A 660-nucleotide genomic window follows, 5' to 3' on the forward strand; every position below is an offset into this window, starting at 1 on the left:
AAGAAAGGGTGTGCAGATTATTTCGACCGAAGATACGATTTATATCACCAGTCCCAATGAAATTAATCTAACTGCAGGCGGCTCTCAAGTGAAACTAAATGGTTCAGGGGTATTCCCAACCACAGGAGGCAAGTTTGAGGCGAAAGCGGGGCAACATAAGTTTACTTCACCAGCCTCGGTTAATCTTCCTGCATTAAATTTACCTGATTGTTCAGCGAAGCAAGGTCAAGCTGCAGAGTTGGGTTCTGCCAAGGTGATTTTATAATGTTCTCATTAACTAGCGTGGAACAGGATAAGCCTTTCACTATAGAACAAATTGCAAATAATATGCAGAAGGTTTTTGATCAGACACATCGATTGGTGATATTGGTTGATACAACTTTAGAACCAGATACGTTTGACCAGCTCAAGGCTGAAGTAGGTAAGGAGCATATTGTTAATGTACCACTTGCTAAGGGACAAAAAGCTGATAATACGCCTGTGTTCTTTATAGAAATTAAAGAACAAAGTGTTTTTGATAAAGTGAAGCTTCAATTAGTAGAAAGAATAAGTTTACATTATAACTATGATAATAGTGCATATTTGGTTTGTGGCTTCGGTTCATCAAAACTAGATAACGAAACATTAAATGATAGATTTAAAAAAAGCTTAGTATTGAGT

The 660-nt window shown here is 37.1% G+C and carries 1 protein-coding gene and 1 pseudogene; both read left to right on the forward strand.

Features of this window, described 5'->3' with window-relative positions; all coding sequences use genetic code 11:
- Window positions 1-265 (forward strand): DUF2345 domain-containing protein (locus CL42_RS16250; protein ID WP_035271051.1); only part of this gene is annotated, 265 nt, incomplete at its 5' end.
- Window positions 265-660: pseudogene (locus CL42_RS16255) on the forward strand (hypothetical protein); the annotation flags it as partial. The gene CL42_RS16250 and the pseudogene CL42_RS16255, both read left to right, overlap by 1 nt.

It is taken from the genome of Acinetobacter sp. Ver3, from assembly GCF_000632455.1.
GTDB lineage: Bacteria > Pseudomonadota > Gammaproteobacteria > Pseudomonadales > Moraxellaceae > Acinetobacter.